Origin of the sequence: Kolteria novifilia, assembly GCA_007748055.1 — a bacterium.
Taxonomy (GTDB): domain Bacteria; phylum Planctomycetota; class Planctomycetia; order Kolteriales; family Kolteriaceae; genus Kolteria; species Kolteria novifilia.
This window is the reverse complement of the sequence record CP036279.1, coordinates 460,722-479,513: the sequence shown is the minus strand read 5'-3', so window position 1 is coordinate 479,513 and position 18,792 is coordinate 460,722. Positions and strand designations below refer to the sequence as shown.

The following is an 18,792-nucleotide window of genomic DNA, read 5'->3' as shown; positions in this document are numbered from 1 at the left end:
TGCCTCCTAGGCGGTGCTGTCGAGGACGAGCCCATGGCCGCTGGCGACGGGCGACGCTTGCTCGCCGGGGACGTGACTCGGGTTCGCCGCGTTGGCGATGATGCCGAGCACTTGGTCGACGTGTTGGCTGTTGCGGTACGTGAGGAGCCAGTTCGACGCGGCCTTGAGCTTGACGGCGTCGGCGAGTCGTTCGATGCGGGCGAGGCGATCCTCGACCATGGCCCGCGTTTGCGAGGGCAGATCGCGTACCAGCCGCTGAAACGCCCCAGGGAGGGGAGGGGTCTCCTCGAGTTGTTCGGCGGCGAAGCGGTCGCGCGCTTTCGATTGGCGGGCCAGTTCGCTCGAGAGAACCTCTTCCTGGTTGGAAAGGGTGACGAGCTCGTCGGCGTCGAGCGACGCGAGGGCTCGTTGCTTCTCGAGTTGGAGTTCAGAGAGTTCGGTCAAGAGGCTCTCGAGGTTCTCCAGCAGCTGTTGAATCCGGTCGATCATCGTCGAGGGGCTGCCTTACACTTGGTGTCGCGTTGGGTGCGACGGGGAAGGCCGACGCACCGAGGTTGCCGGCGTTGAGCCGACCGACAAAGTTCTCGAACATCGCCGCGGAGAGGTCACCGCCACGGGCGGTCGCCATGCGTTCGACGAGGATGCCGTCGAGTTGCTCGCGAAAGATCTCCTCGGCCCGGCCACCATGGATCAACTTCGTCTCGGTGACCGTATCGCGCATCGCGGTGAGCAACCGCTTGTAGAACGTCCCGGCGACGAACTCCTGGAACTTCTCCCGCAGCTCCCCGTTGCTCGACGCTTCTGTCGGGTCGAAGCTCGGGGCCTCGCTCAAATGAGGCAAGAGCTTCGCGGCGTCGCCACCCAATAGACCCATTCCCTGACGCAACTCCGCGTTGGGCACCTGGGTCGCTGGGGCGCTCGCCTGATCCGTTTCCTCTGAAACGCGCATCCCTTGCGGCGAAATCGACGATCCCGTACCAGGGAATCGAAGTCCCATCTCCGAGCCGATTCTCATCCGGAGCCCCTCCTGGGCTGGACGAGTGACGTGGATTTCCACACTCGGGAATTCAACACGCCACTTCCACTATATCTCACAACTGTTCGGGAGGAAGCAACGTCGACCGATCTTTGCCAATCATTCGGAAGACGTTCGCTCATGAAAAGATTCTGTGAAGAATCGAGTCGCTGGTATTCGTGAATCACTGAAATCGGGCCTCCTAGCCTCGACCCAGGACCTCCAGGCGACGCTATTCGTAGATCACCCGCGCCTGCAACTTGCCACTCTCGGCGATCCGCTTGATGATGGCGATCTTGTCCTCCGCCGATACCTGCATCTTGTCGAGCGCGATGATGAGATCATTGAGCTTCGGAGGTAGCGGACGCGGGGGAACCAACCCGGGACCGGCGGCGACGATCGCCGCGAAATTGTTCGGGATCGGACCGGGGGCCGGTTGGTCCGGAGGGAAGACGATCAGATTCCGATGAGTCACCAGCACCGGCGTCAACTCCACTTCGTCCGTCACGACGATCGTTCCCGACTTCTCATCCAGGATCACCCGCGCCTGCGTGTTCGGCGTCGTCGCCAGCGGAGTCGACATCACGTCGGCGACGAACGCGACCATGTCCCGCCGGAGGAACTCTGGGACGAAGACCTCCACGTTCTTCGCGTCGATCGCTCGCGCGACCTGCACCGGCTGGGTCGGATCGCGGCTGACTTGCGTCTGAAGCCGCTGGTTGATCGCCGAGGCGATGGCGCTGGCGGTGACGAAGCTCGCGTGGGCGTTGTCGATCACCAGCGTGATCGTGTCGCCGCAGAGCACGAAGGGGGCCGGCATGTCGAGCACGAGCGCCGCTCCATCCTCGATCCGGGCGTTGTTGAGCGACTCGAGCGACTCGAGGCTCAGATCGCCCTCCGCGAGCGCATAGGTAGTCGGGTCATTGACCAGCGGGCCCCGCATCGGGGTTTGCATCAGTCGGCCGTTGGCGATGCTTCGCGCGGTGCCGATGGACGTGACGACGCAGTCGACGCGATCCCCTTCGCGACCGCCGGTGGGAGAGACTTCGCACGAGACGGTGACCAGCGCGACATTGCGCAGGGCGTTAAGCTCCCGCAGATCGCTCACCGGGTTGCCAAGTTTGCCGAGCATGCTGGCGACCGCGGCGTGCATCGGCGTGAAGCGCGTATCGCCGGTGCCGTCGAGACCGACGACCAGGCCGATCCCTTTGAGCCGGACCGCCTCTTGGCCCTTCACGCGGACAAAGCTCTGAAGATCCGCCGCACGCAGCGCGGGACTGCCGAACGCGAGGACGGCCGCGACGAGAAGGACTGCACGCGATGTCATGGCGAACCCTTTCCAGCCATCCGGAGCCAGTCTCCGACGGCGATCTCGAACTCCGCGACGCCCTACGCCGCCTGCCCAGGATGGGCAAACGCTTGTCGCTACAGGAAGCGGAACATGTCGACGAATCGCATGAAGAGCCCACGCCGCATCGTGTCGCGGGTCGGCCCGGTCTGATGAACGAAGATCTTCTTGCTGGCGATCCGTTCGCTATCGATGACGCGGGTTTGCGGGTTGATGTTCTCCGGATCGACGAGGCCCGAAAGCTTGTAGGTCAGGTTCTCGTTGTTGACTTGGACTTCGGAGTGGGCCTCGATGACGAGATTGCCGTTCGGTTTGATCTCTTGGACCTGCGCCTCGATGGTGAAGGTCAAGTCGTCGACGCGGTTCGACTGGGCATTGACCTGGACGTTCTCGAGCGACTCGACATCGATACCAGGCTGTTCCTGTCGGATTGACTGGTCGGCCCGAAGCCGCAGACCTGACAAGAGTACGACCAGGTCGGCGAACTCGAGTTCGTACGACGCTTGTCGCCGGCGGTTGGCGCGAGCGTTGGCGACGTGGACCGTTCGCTCGGTGACCTCGATGGTGATCAGGTCGTGAACCCGGAAGGGCTCGGGAGCCGGCAGTTCCGTCAGCGAGTAGGCCGCCACCGGGACCTCTCGCGGCGGTTGCGCCGCCTTGACCGGTTGAGCGCTCTGCCCATGGGCCGGTTGGGCGCCGCTTGCCAGAAGCAGACCCATCAACGCCAGCACGAAGCAATCACTTCTCATGGTCATGATGCCGAGTCCCATTCGGACGCCTCCTCCGGGTGGGCCTGTGCCCCACCACCTATGCCGACCAACGTTTGTGTCAGGCGATAGTCTGACCTGCGTCGGGTGGGTCTTGGCCCACCAATCGCGTTTGCCCTTTGTCCCAAGTCCAAGTGTCAGCCCCTTGTTCCCCTCTCCCCGTGGGAGAGTGAGCCTCTTGTTCCCCTCTCCCTGTGGGAGAGTGAGCCTCTTGTTCCCCTCTCCCTGTGGGAGAGTGAGCCTCTTGTTCCCCTCTCCCTGTGGGAGAGGGGTTAGGGGTGAGGGGGTTCCTCTTCGCGAATCCCGCTCGATGTTCCGAACCGGAATCCCCTCACCCGGCTCGCTTCGCTCGCCGACCTCTCCCCGTGGGAGAGGTGCCAAGAGATGACCCACCACGAGAACCGACCGGCATGCGTGTCAGGCAATAGCCTGACCTACTTGGCGTGGGGCGTGACCCACCTCGTGTGATCGGTCATGGATCACCTTCCGTTCGTTGACGACGAGTAGGCATCGGGCGTGGCTTGCAGCAACGCGCGGGGATCGGGCCAAAGGGCCTTCTGAAAGCCGATGACCCGTACCTTGCTGTCGAGCAACTGACGCGTGGTCGGGTTTTCGACCTCGATCCATTCGCCAAGGGCCCCGTCCTCCTTCGCGATCCCGATCATCTGGAGCGCGACCCCCCCTTGCTGGATCGTGACCGAGACGGGGCTGCCGCGAAAGACGAGCGGACGCCGCCGCAGATCGGTCTGCCGAAGCGGTTGTCCGGCTTCGATCACCCGCCGTGCCTCGGTGTCGATCGTCTGCTTGATGTCGGTGAGGAGGACGTTGTCGTCGCGGGCGACACGGAGCCAGCGGCTCTCGACGTCCGATTCTCGAAGACGCGTGCCTCGTAGGATGCGTCGTTTCGCGACGACGACTTGGCGACGTCGTTCGATGGTGACGACGACGACGAAGCGAAGCGGTCGCGGCTCCTGAGCGATCTCTAGCGTCAGCGATTGCGTACCCAGTCGCCACTGATCGGGCACGAGGATCTCCCAACGCTCGGGCCGATGAGTCGCGAGATGATCATCGGCTCGGCCGGTGTCGACTTGGACGTCGAGCTGTTCCTTGGGCCAGCCGCTGAACTCCTCGACGTGCCCTTCGATCATCGCGGTGATCGTCTCTTCCCAGGCTTGCGCGCCGGAGGAGGACTCCTCGGTCGCGGTGGTCGTCGGCTCAAGGCGCGCGACGGTGACGGATTGATGGCCCGAAAAGCGGATACTCGCGACGCGAAAGTGACGTCGGGCGAGGGCTTGCTTGATCTGCGCGAGGTGGAGGTTGATCGGTTGTCCCGGCGGTGGGGCGACAGCGACTTCGACCGACCCGAGCCGCCGTGCTCGATCGGCGTTGTCGCAATGAATCTCGGCCACGTCCTCTAGTCGAACGTAGTCCTCGGTGACGGAGATCTCCGCGCGCAGCCTCGCCTCGGCCATCTCCGGCGTCGGCGCCGCGGCAGGCAGAAGAAGCAGCGATGTGAGGATCCACGTCATGTCCGTTTACCGTTCTCTTCGTGGGTAGGAACCCAAGTGTTGAATCGTAAGACTCTCTCTCGCTCACGCTTGGAAGAGACCCCCTCCAACTCCCCCTTGGACAAGGGGGAGAATGTAGAGTGACCCTTGGACAAGGGGGAGTACGAAGAATATCGCTTGTCCAAGGAAGAGCATCTTCCGTCCCCCCTTGTCCAAGGGGGGAAAGAGGGGGGGCTGTCTTTTCCTCCCGCGCCTCTCTTGTCCAAAGGATGACTCCTCGTTCGTTCCCGACTCCCTGGCAGCCCGTCAACTTCCACCAACGCCTTCCCGGACGCATACACCAACTCGGTACTTCCTCGCGGCCCCCCCTCGAACGCCGCGTTACTGTCTCAATGCCCCGACCGTCTGAAGGTTCTCATTGGCGGTTTGAACGACCTGCGAGTTGAGCTCGAACGTTCGTTGGCTCGAGATCAGATTGATCAGTTCGTTGACCGGCTCGACGTTCGACTGTTCGAGGAAGTTCTGAATCAACGAGCCGTAACCGTTCTGATTCCACTGCCCTTGCTCGGCGTTTCCCGAGGAGCCCGACTCCTGGAAAAGATTGTTGCCGATCTGTTGCAGACCTTCGGGGTTCTGAAAGCGGAAGGCATCGAGTTGCCCCACCTGGACCGGCTGGACGACATTGGGCTGCGTGATCGAAACGACGCCGTCGGCCGAAACAGCGATGCTCAGCGCGTCGGGCGGAATCTGAATCGGCGGCTGCACGACGTAGCCCTGGGCGGCGGTCGCCATGACGACTTGCCCCTGGTCGTTGAGGGTCAAGTTCCCCGCCCGCGTGTAGAAGAGATTGCCCTGACCGTCGTCGACCGCGATGAAGCCAACCCCGTTGATCGCGACGTCGAGCGCCCGGTCGGTCTGCTGGAGTGTCCCTTCGATGAAGTCGAGCTGGGTACTGGAGACGCGGGTGCCCACACCGAACTGTAAGCCGAGACCCGGCGTTCGCGGATCGCCGATCGGGCCGGCGCCGGGGATCTGAAGGGTCTTGTAGAGCAAGTCCTCGAAGTTCGCGCGGCTTCGCTTGAACCCGGTCGTTCCCGTGTTGGCCAGGTTGTTGGCGATGACGTCGAGATTGAGGCTCTGGCCGATCATCCCCGTCGCGCCGGTGTTGAGCGCTTGCAAGCTCATGAAACGCCTCCCTGCGTTCTCAAGGCCCTACTGCTCCGTTCCAACGTGTTTGCGTTGGTGTGGGCCCAACCTCTTCGCACTGGCTGTCAAGCAGCTAGTGGCATCCAAGAGACTAGGCGGACCAGTGCCCTACTCCTACTGCTGGTTCGGTACTTGCTGGATCAGCGTGGCCAACTGATCGTTCTGAAGCTGAATCATGTTGATGTTGAGTTGATAGGCCCGAGCGGCTTCGATCAGGCCGGTCATCTCGTGAACGGTTTCGACATTCGAGCCCTCGAGCAGTCGCTGTTCGACGCGGGCGTTGGTCGGGACCAGGTCGCCCTCGAAGCTGAAGAGCGTCTTGCCGAGCGGTTTGAGGTCGTCGGGATCCTCGGGCGTCTGCCGAGCGATGGTCGCGATCGGATTGCCGTCCTGGGCGACTTGGCCGCGCCAGTCGACGTAGAAGTCGCGCTGGGGGTCGAGCCGGATCGGCTCGCCGTTGGTGGCGAGGACTTGCCCCGAGCCGTCCTGCGTCACCAGAAAACCCTGCGAATCGAGCTCAAACGTGCCGTTTCTCGTCAGAAACCGTTCGTCTCCCTTGCGAATAACGAAGAAACCATCGCCTTCTAGCGCCAAATCGGTGGCGCGGTTGCTGACTTCGTACGCCCCTTCGGTCGAGGTGTCGCTCGCGGTGCGGTGGAGGAAGACGCCTCCACCCATGTTGCGTGGATTGCCAGGATCGAGGGGAGGCGGATCGCCGAAGGTCGTCTGATGATCTTGCCGTGCCTGGACGATGGCGAACTGACGGCGGAACCCGGCGGTGTCGATGTTCGCGACATTATTGGCGATGACATCGGTGCGGTAGCTCTGGGTCTGGGCACCCGCCATCGAAATGTAGTAGCCGTAGATCATGCCGCCGATCCCGTGGTCCTGAACGCCTTGCGAGCGCTATGATCGCTCTCTTCGGCATCATCGGCAGATTCGGACCCTCGGGATCGGTTTTTTTGCCAGATGGAGTGGAGATGGTAAGAGCGGCGAGTTGGGTGACCTCGCCGCGACGTCGATGGTCCACATTCCCCGGCGACGGGAATCGACGGGGGCAGCGTGATCATGGACGGCTCAGAAGCCGTCGACGATCTTTCCATCGCCGATGTCGGAAAGGTTCTGGTAGGTGGTGAAGTCCATCGTCTCACTGAGAAAGACGGTCGCACCGTCGGCCATGAGAAAGTGGACGCCTCCGACATGCGGGCTGGTGAACCACGCACGGAACTGCCAGTTGGCGATCTGCGGTGTGTTCATGTGGAATCCGGTCGATCCGGCGACCTCGAAGGGCCCGCGCCAACCACTTCCGTCCTCCTCGCCGTCACGTAGCCCCGCCCAGTGCGTGTAGCGATCGTTCGCGTCGCCTGGCAGTCGGGAGGCCCGCTCGCCGACGATCATCGTCTTGCTGCTGCCGTCGGTGATATCGCGCAGCGACACCGAGACGTTGCGCGCGCCGAAGACTCCCTCGCGACCCTGCTTGTAGACGCGTGGTCCCTTGCCGTTGACGCCGGGATAGTTCGAACGGGAGGCGTATGCTCCCGCCGGTGCGATCTGGATGGTCGACAAGTCGCCTTCACCCGAGTCGGAGGGACAACGGAAGACTTTGTACGTCGTCTGCAAGACCTCGAGCGAGTCGGGATCGGCCTGGGCACTGGTGAGCGAGGCATTGCCGACGTTGAGTATCTCGTAGGCGGCCGTGTGATCCAGGTAGGGAAGCAGCATCGCTGACCATCCCCACGAGGGCGTGTTGCACGTTCCGGCGTCGGCATCGCAAATGTAAGGAGGCGGGAAGCCGTGATGAGCGTCGTGGTAGTTGTGAAGGGCGACTCCGAGCTGCTTGAGATTGCTCAGACAGAGGCTTCGCCGAGCCGATTCGCGTGCTTCCTGGACCGCGGGCAACAGGAGCGAGATCAAGATGCCGATGATCGCGATCACGACCAACAACTCGACGAGCGTGAAGGCTTTCAGGGCGGGTTTGCATTTAGAGACCATCGAATCTCCTAGGTGGTAGACACAGCGTTCCCCCAGGCCTGCTCCCATCCTCCTATGCTAGTCGAGACTTTCTGCCGAACCAAAGGCCCGACTCGCAATCGCCCCGAAAGCGAGGAACCGGCATGGGCCAATTGGCCTGCGTCATTGAAGTGGTTCGCGACCTTCTAAGAAGTGGATCAAATCGCGCAATTCCCGATCGGTTAATGAATGGACGAGTCCCGTGGGCATGAACGAGACACCCGACTCGACGATCGTCTCGATGTCGTCGCGGTTGAAGGTCCGCTTCTTCCCGTTGGCGTCGCGGATCGCCTCCTTGGTGTATGACTGAAGCTGAATTCCCGTGAAGGCTTGCCCGTCGGTCAGGACGATCGTCCGCGGCTTGTACTCCGGCGCCATCTCGCGGCTTGGCTCGAGGATCGATTGCAGCAGCCAATCGCGATCGTCGCGGCGCCCGAGTGTGCTGAGGTCGGGGCCGACGACGTTACCGCGACCGCCATGCCGATGGCAGTTGATGCAAAGGGCGAGCCGCGCGTTGTGAAAGATTCGGCTGCCGCTGGCGATGTCGACGGGTGACGAAAGGGCTCCCAGTCGCTCCCCCCAACCATGCGTGTCGGTCAACTCGGGACGGTGCTCGGAGAGCGCCTTCGGGTCGAGGGCGGCACGAGCCAGATCGGCCGAATTGGGGAACGTCGTCGCGATTGACTCGAGCCTGTCGCGTTGCTTTCCCGTCAACTCCCGCGAGCGCAACCCGCGAAGAGCCTCCTCCCGCACGGGGGGCGACTCGTCCTCGGCGAGACGAAGAAGCAGGTCGAGCGATTTGGTCGAGGAACCGTCGAGGCCGAGGATCGCTTCGGCCCGCAGGTTTGGATCGAGCTCCGAGTCTGTGGCCAGCTCGGCAAGTAGTTCCCGCGAGCCCGCGGGATTGGCGACCAGGGTGCGAATCGCTTCGAGCGAGAGCGATTCGTCCTTCACCTCAAGCAACTCGCGCAGCAAGTCGATCGTCACGCCTTTGGGCAAACTCTTCCCTTTCGTCGGTAAGAGCCGCAGCGCGAAGGCCCGTAGTCGCGGCGAACTGCCGGCATCCTTGACGCGGGCCAGGAGAAGCTCGGGATCACGCAGGCCCGCTTCGGGCTTGCCGTTGAGCGTGTTCCATGTCGCCATCGCCGCCTCGAACTCACGATAGCTCAAGTCGCTGCGCGCGAGTGTTCGCTCGACGTCGGGTAGGAACTCCTTCCGCTCGCGGTCGGCGATCCAGTGAAGGGCTTCGAAGCGAATCGCCGCGTCCTCGTCCGCGAGGAACGCGCGCATCCAGTCCTCGGCCGCGATCTTGTTGGGCCGGGCCTCGGCGAGTCGCAGGGCGAGCAGGGCTCCGAGGCGATCCTCCGCCTTCCACTTGGCGACCTCGTCGCGGGACCAGCTTGGGGCCTCTTTCGAAAGAGCCAAGAGCGCGGCCTGCGCGATGAAGGGATCATCGTTCCGGCTTAGTGCCATGAGGGCGTCACGATCGCGCTTCGGAGTTCCCTTGCGCAGTTCAGCGGCGAGTTGGGCTTCCTTGGTCGGCGGCGCAAGCTCAAGCGGGCCGAGCCAGTCGGCTTGGTCGAGATCGATGGTGAGCTTCCAAAGACGACCGTAGCCGTGCGACTGGTAGCGACCATCGACCCAGTCGGTCAGGTAGTAGACTCGCTTGTTCCCGTGGTCGCGTGGGTCGGCGGCAATGCAGCTCGGGCGAAAGTAGCGACCGCCCTTGACCAGTTCGACCCGCTCGGCCGAGTAGCTCGCCCCACGCGGTTCGAGACGAAAGAAGTCGACGCGATGATCGCCCCACGAAGGGACGAGCAGGCCGTTACCCAGGGGGAGCAATCCGCAGGGGGCCTCGCCCGAGGGATGAATCATCGGCAGCGTGCCGCGGACCTCGCCGTTCCAGCAGACGAAGGGGTGATGGGCCTCGGGGCCGTAGTCGCGTTTGTAGCCGAAGTCCGCCCCCTCGACGACGTGCAGGAGTCGGCACGGGGGACGTTCGCTCGGGTCGTTATCCGAGACGAAGATCTTGCCGTCGGCGCGGGCGCAGACCCCGAACGGATTCCAGAAGCCCCACGCGACCCGGCGGAGGTCTTTCCCCTCCGGCGAACAGCGAAAGACGCCCCCTTCGCCGCTGCCCTGATCGGTCTTCCCGTCGATGCCGGTCAGGGTCCAGTCTTCCGCATGGTTGTCGCCGAGACCGAAAAGGAGATCGCCGTCCGGATGCCACGCGATCCCTTCGAGGCCGTTGTGCGGATAGTCCCCTTTGGTCTCGAGGACCGCGAGGTCTTCTTCCACGTCGGCTTTGCCATCGCCGTCGCTATCCTTGATCCGCATGATGCGATCGCGCTCGGCGAGATAAACCCAGCCATCCTCACCAAGTTCCAGGTCCATCGTCGCGTCAGTCGCCACGTAAAAGACCTGCCGCGTCTCGGCCTTGCCATCGCCATCGGCGTCGCTGAAGACAAGGATCTCGTCGTGCTCGGGGCCTTCGTAGTCATCGGGGCGAAAGTGCGTATGCGTCGCGATCAGCCAGACGCGGCCCTGGTCATCGACATCGATCCCGGTCGGAGTCGCCAGATCGGGATGCTCGGCCACGAGTTCCAATTGGACGCCCGGCTGAACCGGTTTCGCCTCGGGTGGCCGATCGTTGGCAAGAAGGAGATTAGCGAGCAGGAGACAGGCAAGGTGGGCAATCATCATCGCTCTCATCGGGTGGGGTCATCATGCGCGAAGGACGCAAGAGTCCTCCTAGGCGGTTGGTCCACCGATCATACCCCAAGGGGAGAGCACGATTCCATGGCTAGTCATCGGTACTTCGGACGAACTCCCAATCGTCGACTGCCGAACCGGGAGCGAGGACCTGTGGAACTCTCTGATCCTTGCTGGTTGGATCGCCCATACAGAAAGAAGCGAAGTCGATCGCCAACGCACTCGATCAACCCCGAGATCGTTTCGGGTCCTTGCCGTTCGGGTCAAAAGCGAATTCCGCGCTGCCTGGTCGCCCGCCGGTGCGATGATTGACGAGCATTGACAGTGCGGCGTTCCCTTCGCCTGCAAAGTTGTATTTCATCACGAATAGGTTCCCTCGAACCGCGAGGTTTACGCTGACCCCTTGGGCGATTCCCTCTTCATCGTCTCCGACGACCGACGTTGCCCTCCATTGTCCCTGGTAGGGTGCCATGGGATTGGTGCGGGATGCCTCGCCGTCCGTCTCGGTCGCTTCCTCCTCTCCGCTCAGCCCCGCCTCGAGCCGTGCACGCTTGAGCTCGATCTCCAACAAGCGGACCTCCTTCTCCGCATCGATGAGATGCCGTGGGGAGAGACGCTCTTGCTCGGATTCCTTTTGAGTGATTAGGAGATTCTTTCGCGCCGCGTCGAGCTTGACTTCGAGCTCCTCGGCTTCGAGTTGATGAAGTCGCCGCTCCCGTGCGGACATCCGTTCGCGATGATGGAAGTCGGATTCATCGTGATGGTCGAGACCTCTCTCTCTTAGGAAAAGCTCCTTGCGCAAGATCGCCCGGCGATGTTCGATCTCCAGGTGGCGGACGTTGACGCGGAGTTCATCCGCAAGATGCTTCAACCCTTCCTGGGGCATCTCTCCTTGCTTGATGGACTGTTCCGTTTGCTCAAGCTTCTTGTGCTCGGCCTCCAATCGCAGGCCCGCGTCTTGGATGTCCAGCTCGTGCAACTCGAGCTGGATCTGGTGAACACCGGCGTGGCGAAGCTCTTCCTCGCTCACCGGCTGGTGGGCCTCACGCTCTCGGGGAGCGTCGGTCCGTCTCCGTGACGGAGGGACCTCGCGAGGCTTCGGGTCGGCCAAGGTCCAGTTCGGCAACGCCAACGCGGCGAGGCAAACCATCAGCACCATCCCGCGCGCCGAAAGCGCTCCCGAGACTCGATCGGAAAGGATCATCCGGACCCTCCTCTCAAAGGATGAGCGACGGCCGGTCCCGACTCCCAACGCGGGAGCCAGCGTCCCGGCGTCGAGCCGTGATGACAACGCGAGAAACAACTCGGCATAACGGCGGCGATCGCCATCGACCTCCAGCGCGATCGCGTCGCAGGCGATCTCGCTCGTCTCGTGCAGCCGGCGCCGAACCAGCCACCAAAGCGGATTCCACCACCACGCCACCCCGGCCGCCATCTCCAGCCACGCGACCCAGTGATCGCGTCGCCGTACATGGGCCAGCTCATGGGCCAAGACCGCGCGCGATTGGGCGAGCTTCTCGGGCGACGTCAGCGACTCCGGCCACAGGAGTGTCGGCGTGGGGGCACACCAGAGGTAGGGGGCCGGCAACTCGTCGACAACGAGCGCCCGCACAGGCTTCGTGCCGAGTGCCGCCGCCACATGGGCGATCTCCGCTTCCAGGGCCGTGTCCGCCGGGCGACCTCGGTGCCGCACCGCTCTCAGTCGGCGGAGACGTCGAATCTGCACGGCGAGGGCGATCGCGCCGCCCGCTAGCCAAAGGCCGAGGAGGGCAGGTATCGTCCACGCTTGAAGAACCTCCCCCGTGCGCGGCCCTGCTGATATTGGTGTCGTCGTGATGGCACCCCTGGACACCGCGACCGGTAATGTCGATGGGACGCTGGTGGGACGGCGTGGTCGCGAGGTGGATGCGGCGGACGTCAGCTTGTTCGGTTTCGAAGGAACGGGCGCCGCGAAGGTGGGTGCTCGTGATGGTAGCGGTTGCGGTTGCGGCCGTGGCGACACCGCTGGTCCTGACGGCCTCGGCCTCTCGGGCGTTGTCGCGGAAGAGACCGCCGTCCCTAGCTCGGACAACGCCCAGGGCCACGCCACGACGGGAGGCGTCATCAGCTTGACCAGAATGACGAGCCAGAGCGCGTGTTGCCAAGCAGGATGGTGCGGCAGGAGACGCCCGCAACCGAGTGCGATCAGGCAGAGCAACGCGACGACGGCGAGATGTTGCAGCAGCCACCAGAGGGCTGGAGTCACTTCGCACCTCGCTTTCGTGGCTTGGTCTCCAACGCGTCGATCATCTTGCGGAACCGTTCGATCTCCGACGGTTTGAAGCGTTGCCGCTCGGCGAAGGCGAGGACCAGGGGCAGGGCCTGGCCGTCACAGAGTTCGCCGGCCAGTTCGAGCATGCGATCGTGCATCACTTCCTCGCGGGAGACGATCGCGTGAAAGATGTGGGCGAAGTTGCTCTTGTCGGCTTCGACGTAGCCCTTGCGCTCGAGTCGCTGTAGTAGGGTGATGACGGTCGATCGGGTCCAGTCCTGTCCCTGGTCGGCCAGGAGATCGAGGACTTCGCGGACGGTCTTGGGTCCGTGATCCCAAAGGACTTTGAGGACCTCACGCTCGGCATCGCTCATCGCCGGGCGCTGAGAAGTTGCCATAGTCTTCTCCCGAGGTACGCGTGATGTGGTTGCCCGCACCGGATCCTACCGTGACTTGTCGCCACACGGTCGGCAGCCATTGGTCTTGTTGACAAGCTGTCGACAATAGCGAACTTATCGACACCGTGTCGTCAAGTCAAGAGAAAGATGTCAAGCAGGGTGGGCCTGTGGATCACCCGGTGGGATCCCGGTGATGGGGTCGGCGATGGGGTCGGTGATGGGGTCGGTGATGGGGTCGGTGATGGGGTCGGTGATGGGGTCGGTGATGGGGTCGGTGATGGGGTCGGTGATGGGGTCGGTGATGGGGTCGGTGATGGGGTCGGTGATGGGGTCGGTGATGGGGTCGGTGATGGGGTCGGTGATGGGGTCGGTGAACCGTAACGGCGTGATCCTGGTGGCTACAACGGCAACGTCGTGATCCCGGTGGCTACAACGGCAACGCCGTGATTCCGGTGGCTACAACGGCAACGCCGTGATCCTGGTGGCTACAACGGCAACGCCGTGATTCCGGTGGCTACAACGGCAACGTCGTGATCCCAGTAGCTACAACGGCAACGCCGTGATTCCGGTGGCTACAACGGCAACGCCGTTGAAGAACATAGCCCAGGGTCGCGCAGCGCACCCTGGGTAGGGGTGGCTCTGCATTCCAAACCCCGAAGCGGGTTTGACACGTATCGCGGACCGATGGCGGAGCTTGGTGGATTCTCCCGCGTTCCCGTCGAACGCCTACAGCGTTCGGGTTTCTATTCCTCCGTTACCCAGGGTGCGCTGCGCGACCCTGGGCTATGATCTCGCATCCCGTTGGGATGCTTGAAGAAGCGTCTCGCATCCCGTTGGGATGCTTAAAGAAGCGTCTCGCATCCAATTGGGATGCGTGGAGAAGTGTCGCTATCATGTCATTCCGATGTCTCGACGACGGTCGGATCGGGCATGCGCCGGGTGCGCCAAGGCCTACGGGCCAGCCGAGGTGACGAAGGCCATCGGGGTCGTTGCGCGAGTTGAGCATCGCTTGATCGTTGGCTGTTTGGCCATGGCCTCTTGCGTGCTTCGCACGCCCAGATTGACGAGCAATCTGGGCCAGCCGTTGATGAACAAAGTCTTCCGCGCATGCCCACGCGTTGCGTGGAGCATGGCACCCGGATATTGGTGAATCGGAAACGACCGGTCATTCGGGTGGGTCAAGACCCACCCTAAGAGCTACGAGCCGAGGCGGTAGGCGCGGCCGGTGTCGACTTGCTTGAAGCCGAGGGAAGTGAAGAGGCGAAGGGCGATCTCGTTGTCCTGCATCGTTTGGATTTCGAGGCGGCCGATCTTCTGTTCCTTGAGGTGCTTTTGGATCGTCGCCAAGAGGAGCCGGCCGAAACCCTGATTGCGGTAGGCCTCTTCCATCTTCAACTCGCTGACGCCGACGATGATGGTGCCGAAACGCTTGTGGAAGGCGTCCATCTCCCAGACCCACGCGTGGCCGATCACTTCGTTGGACTCGCGCCGGGTCACCTCGTAGCGGAGCGAGTCGACGGCGCCGTAGACGCAGGCATGCCACCAGTTCGGCGACAGGGGCCACGGCTCGACCATGAACTCGACCTCGCGCCGCTTGAGTGGCAGCCGGGGATCGTTGAGCGTCGGCGGTGGATCGAGGTCCATCTGGTGGACGAGGCAGGTATCGGTGGCGCGGTAGCCTCGGGCCTCGACGAACGCGATCATCTCGGCGCTGCTTTCGAGGATGCCGGGCATCTCGCTGCCGCCGTAGAGACCGAGATAGAAGGGATTCACGGGATAGACGGCGCCGCAGAAGATGACGTTGGCGCCCCGCTCGGCGAGGTAGCGTTGTCCCCGCTGGAGAAGTTCGGTGCCGATGCCCCGGCGACGGAACTCGGGGAGGACCATCAGCATGCAGATGGCGCCGTGGCGTTTGTCGAGCTGATGGCCTTCCTGGCTGCCGCCGAAGCCGGCGTGGCAGTAGCCGATGAGCCGGTCGTCCTCGAAGGCGAGGATGACCCCCTCGCGATCGAAGTAGGGTTTGGAGAAGACGAGTTGTTCGAGCTTGTCGCAGCGTTCCAGGAGGCCGAACCCGCGGCTGGTGGCACATTGTTGCCACAGTTCCAGAATCCGAGGGGGATCGCTGTTTCGAAAGGTCCGGTAACTAACCACGCAAGCTGTTCCTCTGGCACCGATCCCGACCGTGTCGACGACCGCGTGGCGCGCGATCCGGTCGAGTGTCGTGCATTGTACACGTCAATCGCGCGCCATGTCGGCGGCAAGTTCGACGTGAGTAAGAAAGAGACCCTTGGCGGGAGCGGTCGGGCCCGCTTGGGCACGCTCTCCCCGTTCAACGATCTCGGCGATTCTTCCGATGGGCCATTTGCCGCGACCGACTTCGTGAAGCGATCCGGCAATCGCCCGAACCATGTTGTAGAGAAATCCGTCTCCCTCGACGTCCAGGGAAATGCAATCGCCGAGTCTGGTCAGCATGCAGCGGCGAATCGTTCGGACGCTGGTGGCCCGATTTGGCCATTCCGTCTCGAAGCAGCGAAAGTCGTGGGTTCCCTCAAGGGCCTTGGCCGCCCGATTCATCGCTTCGACATCCAAACGATAGGGAATCCGCCAGCAATAGTGTCGCAGAAACACGTCGGGAATCGCCCCATCGTGGAAGACATAGCGATAGAGCTTCCACTTGGCGGCATGCACCGCGTGAAAATCATCTCCCACCTCGTCGACGCTCACCACGCGAATCTGCTCGGGCAACTCCGCGTTAAGGGCCCGCTTGAGCACGCTGGGCTCCAGGGTCGTTTCGGTTCGAAGATGAGCGACTTGGGCCAGGGCATGTACGCCTGAGTCGGTTCGGCTGCACGCGACGGGCAGGGTGCGCGTTCCTGTGATCTTTTCGATCGCCCGACCGAGCTCTTCCTGAATCGTGGGGCCATTGGGTTGGACTTGCCATCCGCAATACCCGGTGCCGTCGTAAGCGAGAACGAGTTTCAGCGTTCGCATGGGGCCCGCTTGGTCCATCTCCTCCGCGATCGGCCCCTCTTTGGCCGAAGGAGCCTCACTATAGCTTGCCTAGATCCACGATGGTAGGGGCATCGCGGCGTCAAACCGGCGAAATTCGCGCCCAGCGGGCGTGCCACAGTGATCTTGCCTCCCTTTGACGCATGGGTTATGGGGCTTGCCGACTCCGTGATGCCGAGCCATTTCGGGTGACCGCCGCGGTCTGGTGGTCCCCCCCGAAGCGAACGGCGGGAAGGAACCGATCATGATCGTGCGAACACCGATGCCGGACGTTTCCGTCGTGGTGCCGGCCCACAATGAAGCCACCAATTTGCCGACGCTGATCGCGGAAATCGCGCAGGTCGAGCACGAATTGCCGCAGCGTTTCGAGATCGTCATCATCGACGATTTCAGCAGTGACGAGACCTCCTCGGTCCTCGAAAAGCTCGCCGCGAACTATCCGAGTCTGACCGTTCGGCGCATGCAGCGTCAGAGTGGTCAGTCGGCGGCCCTTTCGGCGGGCTTTGATGTCGCCCAGGCCGAGATCGTCGTCACCATGGACGCGGACTTGCAGAACGATCCCTCGGACATTCCCAAGCTCCTCGCCGGGCTGGAGGAAGCCGACGTCGCGATCGGCTGGCGGCGCGACCGCAAGGACCCGGTCTCCAAGAAGGTCATTTCGAAGGTCGCCAACGCGATTCGCAATTGGATGACCGGCGAGTGCGTGCGGGACACCGGCTGTGGCCTAAAGGCTTTCAAAGCCAAGTGTTTGGCGAAGATCCATCGCTTCGACGGCATGCACCGCTTCTTCCCGACCCTCGTGAAGATGCACGGCTACAGCGTCGTGGAAGTGCCGGTCAATCACCGTCCCCGGACCCGGGGGCGTACCCATTACAACATTTTCAATCGCTCCCTGCGTCCGATGGCGGACTTGTTGGCCGTCCGTTGGCTGCAGAAAAGGACGCTGCGTTACGCATTGCAGGAGGAAAAGGTCGTTGTCTCTGCTTGAAATCATCTGGCTCACGGTCGGGTTTGGCGGCCAAGCACTCTTCAGCGCCCGCTTTCTGGTGCAATGGCTCGCTTCCGAGCGCAAGGGCGAATCGGTCATCCCGATCGCGTTCTGGTATCTCAGCCTCTCGGGCGGGGCGTCGCTATTGGCGTATGCCATCTACCGGCAAGACCCCGTGATCATCACCGGGCAGGCGTTCGGCGTGATCGTCTACGTCCGCAATCTGGTGCTGATTCACCGTAAACAGTATGAGGAAAACGAGTTGCGGGTGGCTCATCAGGAGCAGCCCGTCGACGTCAATGCCGAGACGGTGGTCCTCAACGCCAAGTCCGCGCCCCTGCTGAAGAGGGCTGGATGAGTCGTCCCACGCTTGGTGAACGACGATTCCGACGGGTGGCCCTCTCGCTCTTGGGAGGGCTGGGGGGCGTCGTGGTGGCCTGGGGCATCGGCTGTGCCAGCCCCGACACCGTGACGCAACCCTATGTTTTTCCTGCCTATCCGGTGCTCAACCTGCCTCCGGCCGAACAGGCCACCAAGCCCGTCCGGCCTCTGGAACGACAACCGATGGTCGCTCCCAAACCGATGACGGCGCCGACCCAGAAGACTCCTCCCATCCTCCGACCGGTCCCTTCCGACAGTGGCCGGAAGTTCTGACTCAAAACAACCATGCTCGTGGCGTGAAATGGTCCGTTTTGGCGCCGTTTTTGCGCTAAATCGGGCCAAATCGGACGAGAATGGGGTCGGATCGGGTCCGTTTGGGGGGATTTCGAGCGAATCGCGACGGCGGGAGCGGCCGGAAACGGACGCGGGGTAGTGGTTCATTGCTGCCGACCAAGACTCTACAATGAGGGCGTCGGGATTGTCAATCGGGACCCTCGCGCGGTCCCATCCGACCTCGGTCACCGATTGCTGTCAGAGGACCCTCCATGCCGCCGGTCATTGAGCGTGCCCATGAGGATCTCGCCCACGGCGAATTGTGGCGGGCCCGCGAGCGCCTCGAGGGCTACGTCGGCTCGGTCGGCTACCACCGCCAAGTGATCGACTTGCTCGGCGAGGTCTGCTGGCGAATGGGCGATGTCCCGGCCGCGGGGCGATACTGGTTCTTCGCCCTGGCCGACTCGGACGAACGGCGGATCGCGATCGAGACCTTCGTGCGACAGTGCAAGGGGGATCCGCTCCAGGTCCTCGCCGGACTGCCACGTCGACTGCGCAACAGCCGGTGGCACAAGTACCCCGTCGAGGTCCAGCAGCGACTTGGCCGGCTCACCCAACCGGGTCTCGAGCGAGCCCCGCGCAAGCCCGCCAACCGCGAGCGTCGCCCGACGAGTCGTCCCCGATCGAAGGCCGCCGACGGCATCGCGTTCGTGATCGTGATCGGGGTCGCGCTGTTTTTCCTCTACTGCTTCTCCCTCGGCCTCGCCGAGCTGATGCGCGACGTCGACCCCGCCAAACGCGCCTCGCGACACCATGCTGTCAGTGATCTCGCCCTCTCCGCCCGCGCCTGGTGGTCGAGCCGCGACGAGGCCACGCCTTTCCTCCGCCGAGAGCCCAGCATCACGTTCGCGATGTAGGGATTCCTC

At 63.0% G+C, this 18,792-nt stretch carries 18 protein-coding genes; 5 read left to right on the top strand and 13 right to left on the bottom strand.

Annotated features, from left to right (window positions below; all coding sequences use genetic code 11):
- Positions 1–6: 6 nt before the first annotated feature.
- The 11 genes from flgN to Pan216_RS01750 all read right to left on the bottom strand — a co-directional run bounded on the left by flgN (position 7) and on the right by Pan216_RS01750 (position 13,215).
- Entirely contained in the window at positions 7–444 is a 438-nt protein-coding gene (flgN, locus tag Pan216_RS01800; RefSeq protein WP_419193157.1) for a flagellar export chaperone FlgN, read from the bottom strand.
- Positions 428–1,015, bottom strand: a complete 588-nt coding sequence (locus Pan216_RS01795; protein WP_145253973.1) for a rod-binding protein — start codon at positions 1,013–1,015, stop codon at positions 428–430. The genes flgN and Pan216_RS01795 overlap by 17 nt, the downstream gene beginning before the upstream one ends.
- 232 nt (positions 1,016–1,247) lie before the next feature.
- Complete coding sequence (locus tag Pan216_RS01790) at positions 1,248–2,342, bottom strand: flagellar basal body P-ring protein FlgI (RefSeq protein ID WP_145253970.1); 1,095 nt, start codon at positions 2,340–2,342, stop codon at positions 1,248–1,250.
- A 98-nt stretch (positions 2,343–2,440) separates the two neighbouring features.
- Complete coding sequence (locus tag Pan216_RS01785; protein WP_145253967.1) at positions 2,441–3,133, bottom strand: flagellar basal body L-ring protein FlgH; 693 nt, start codon at positions 3,131–3,133, stop codon at positions 2,441–2,443.
- A 476-nt stretch (positions 3,134–3,609) separates the two neighbouring features.
- Positions 3,610–4,659 carry a flagellar basal body P-ring formation chaperone FlgA gene (flgA, locus tag Pan216_RS01780; protein WP_145253964.1) on the bottom strand — a complete coding sequence of 350 codons (1,050 nt, stop codon included), beginning with the start codon at positions 4,657–4,659 and terminating at the stop codon, positions 3,610–3,612.
- Positions 4,660–5,019: 360 nt separating this feature from the next.
- Positions 5,020–5,823 carry a flagellar basal-body rod protein FlgG gene (flgG, locus tag Pan216_RS01775; protein ID WP_145253961.1) on the bottom strand — a complete coding sequence of 268 codons (804 nt, stop codon included), beginning with the start codon at positions 5,821–5,823 and terminating at the stop codon, positions 5,020–5,022.
- A gap of 135 nt (positions 5,824–5,958) precedes the next feature.
- The gene (locus Pan216_RS01770; protein ID WP_145253958.1) at positions 5,959–6,714 is read right to left on the bottom strand and encodes a flagellar hook-basal body protein; all 756 of its coding nucleotides are present in this window, start codon (positions 6,712–6,714) and stop codon (positions 5,959–5,961) included.
- A gap of 207 nt (positions 6,715–6,921) precedes the next feature.
- Positions 6,922–7,836 carry a DUF1559 domain-containing protein gene (locus Pan216_RS01765; RefSeq protein ID WP_419193156.1) on the bottom strand — a complete coding sequence of 305 codons (915 nt, stop codon included), beginning with the start codon at positions 7,834–7,836 and terminating at the stop codon, positions 6,922–6,924.
- A 141-nt stretch (positions 7,837–7,977) separates the two neighbouring features.
- Entirely contained in the window at positions 7,978–10,557 is a 2,580-nt protein-coding gene (locus Pan216_RS01760) for a PVC-type heme-binding CxxCH protein (protein ID WP_419193155.1), read from the bottom strand.
- A gap of 235 nt (positions 10,558–10,792) precedes the next feature.
- The gene (locus Pan216_RS01755) at positions 10,793–12,670 is read right to left on the bottom strand and encodes a M56 family metallopeptidase (RefSeq protein WP_419193709.1); all 1,878 of its coding nucleotides are present in this window, start codon (positions 12,668–12,670) and stop codon (positions 10,793–10,795) included.
- A 137-nt stretch (positions 12,671–12,807) separates the two neighbouring features.
- Positions 12,808–13,215, bottom strand: a complete 408-nt coding sequence (locus Pan216_RS01750) for a BlaI/MecI/CopY family transcriptional regulator (RefSeq protein WP_145253947.1) — start codon at positions 13,213–13,215, stop codon at positions 12,808–12,810.
- 193 nt (positions 13,216–13,408) lie between these two features.
- On the opposite strand from Pan216_RS01750, the gene Pan216_RS27965 reads away from it, so the two are divergent.
- On the top strand, positions 13,409–13,633 hold the full coding sequence (locus Pan216_RS27965) for a glycine zipper family protein (RefSeq protein WP_419193154.1): 225 nt from the start codon (positions 13,409–13,411) through the stop codon (positions 13,631–13,633).
- 779 nt (positions 13,634–14,412) lie between these two features.
- Here the strand turns inward: Pan216_RS27965 and Pan216_RS01740 are convergent.
- Positions 14,413–15,366 carry a GNAT family N-acetyltransferase gene (locus tag Pan216_RS01740; protein WP_145253945.1) on the bottom strand — a complete coding sequence of 318 codons (954 nt, stop codon included), beginning with the start codon at positions 15,364–15,366 and terminating at the stop codon, positions 14,413–14,415.
- Positions 15,367–15,450: 84 nt separating this feature from the next.
- Complete coding sequence (truA, locus tag Pan216_RS01735; protein ID WP_145253942.1) at positions 15,451–16,206, bottom strand: tRNA pseudouridine(38-40) synthase TruA; 756 nt, start codon at positions 16,204–16,206, stop codon at positions 15,451–15,453.
- A gap of 262 nt (positions 16,207–16,468) precedes the next feature.
- On the opposite strand from truA, the gene Pan216_RS01730 reads away from it, so the two are divergent.
- From Pan216_RS01730 to Pan216_RS01715, 4 genes are all read left to right on the top strand, one after another.
- A complete protein-coding gene (locus tag Pan216_RS01730; RefSeq protein WP_145253939.1) occupies positions 16,469–17,212 on the top strand; it encodes a glycosyltransferase family 2 protein in 744 nt (247 codons plus the stop codon).
- Positions 17,199–17,570 carry a lipid-A-disaccharide synthase N-terminal domain-containing protein gene (locus tag Pan216_RS01725; RefSeq protein ID WP_145253935.1) on the top strand — a complete coding sequence of 124 codons (372 nt, stop codon included), beginning with the start codon at positions 17,199–17,201 and terminating at the stop codon, positions 17,568–17,570. The genes Pan216_RS01730 and Pan216_RS01725 overlap by 14 nt, the downstream gene beginning before the upstream one ends.
- Positions 17,567–17,866, top strand: coding sequence for a hypothetical protein (locus Pan216_RS01720; protein ID WP_145253932.1), 300 nt, complete (start codon positions 17,567–17,569; stop codon positions 17,864–17,866). The genes Pan216_RS01725 and Pan216_RS01720 overlap by 4 nt, the downstream gene beginning before the upstream one ends.
- Positions 17,867–18,138: 272 nt before the next feature.
- Positions 18,139–18,783, top strand: a complete 645-nt coding sequence (locus Pan216_RS01715) for a DUF6584 family protein (protein ID WP_145253928.1) — start codon at positions 18,139–18,141, stop codon at positions 18,781–18,783.
- Positions 18,784–18,792 lie beyond the last annotated feature (9 nt).

Excerpts from the sequence above, each read along its gene's own strand:
- Pan216_RS01755 (WP_419193709.1), bottom strand. The coding sequence starts at position 12,670 with ATGACGCCTCCCGTCGTGGCGTGGCCCTGGGCGTTGTCCGAGCTAGGG.
- truA (WP_145253942.1), bottom strand. The coding sequence starts at position 16,206 with ATGCGAACGCTGAAACTCGTTCTCGCTTACGACGGCACCGGGTATTGC.
- Pan216_RS01715 (WP_145253928.1), top strand. The coding sequence starts at position 18,139 with ATGCCGCCGGTCATTGAGCGTGCCCATGAGGATCTCGCCCACGGCGAA.
- Pan216_RS01730 (WP_145253939.1), top strand. The coding sequence starts at position 16,469 with ATGATCGTGCGAACACCGATGCCGGACGTTTCCGTCGTGGTGCCGGCC.
- Pan216_RS01785 (WP_145253967.1), bottom strand. The coding sequence starts at position 3,133 with ATGGGACTCGGCATCATGACCATGAGAAGTGATTGCTTCGTGCTGGCG.
- Pan216_RS01760 (WP_419193155.1), bottom strand. The coding sequence starts at position 10,557 with ATGATGATTGCCCACCTTGCCTGTCTCCTGCTCGCTAATCTCCTTCTT.
- Pan216_RS01765 (WP_419193156.1), bottom strand. The coding sequence starts at position 7,836 with ATGGTCTCTAAATGCAAACCCGCCCTGAAAGCCTTCACGCTCGTCGAG.
- Pan216_RS01750 (WP_145253947.1), bottom strand. The coding sequence starts at position 13,215 with ATGGCAACTTCTCAGCGCCCGGCGATGAGCGATGCCGAGCGTGAGGTC.
- Pan216_RS27965 (WP_419193154.1), top strand. The coding sequence starts at position 13,409 with ATGGGGTCGGCGATGGGGTCGGTGATGGGGTCGGTGATGGGGTCGGTG.
- Pan216_RS01770 (WP_145253958.1), bottom strand. The coding sequence starts at position 6,714 with ATGATCTACGGCTACTACATTTCGATGGCGGGTGCCCAGACCCAGAGC.
- Pan216_RS01790 (WP_145253970.1), bottom strand. The coding sequence starts at position 2,342 with ATGACATCGCGTGCAGTCCTTCTCGTCGCGGCCGTCCTCGCGTTCGGC.
- flgG (WP_145253961.1), bottom strand. The coding sequence starts at position 5,823 with ATGAGCTTGCAAGCGCTCAACACCGGCGCGACGGGGATGATCGGCCAG.
- Pan216_RS01720 (WP_145253932.1), top strand. The coding sequence starts at position 17,567 with ATGAGTCGTCCCACGCTTGGTGAACGACGATTCCGACGGGTGGCCCTC.
- Pan216_RS01795 (WP_145253973.1), bottom strand. The coding sequence starts at position 1,015 with ATGAGAATCGGCTCGGAGATGGGACTTCGATTCCCTGGTACGGGATCG.
- flgA (WP_145253964.1), bottom strand. The coding sequence starts at position 4,659 with ATGACGTGGATCCTCACATCGCTGCTTCTTCTGCCTGCCGCGGCGCCG.